Below are 203 nucleotides of genomic sequence, written 5' to 3' on the forward strand. Positions count from 1 at the left end.
TCAGTACGTCGGCGGGATCCCAGGTGATGATCTCGACGACGTCGTGGGCACCGGTGCTGCCGGCCGGCAACGGTGTATCCGCGGTGGGTGGGTCGGGTGGTTGCGCGTGTATTTGGGCACGCACCCTCGCGAGCCCGGCGGTGAAGTCGGGCCCGACATCAGGCAGTTTGTTGACGCGTTTCGGGTTCGGTGGGGCACCGGGG

Annotated in this window: 1 pseudogene; it reads right to left on the bottom strand. The window is 68.0% G+C overall.

Annotated features, from left to right (window positions below):
• A pseudogene (locus ACLQ3C_RS21775) lies at positions 1-203 on the bottom strand (hypothetical protein); the annotation flags it as partial.

This window comes from Gordonia sp. DT30 (assembly GCF_049844915.1).
Lineage (GTDB): Bacteria > Actinomycetota > Actinomycetes > Mycobacteriales > Mycobacteriaceae > Gordonia.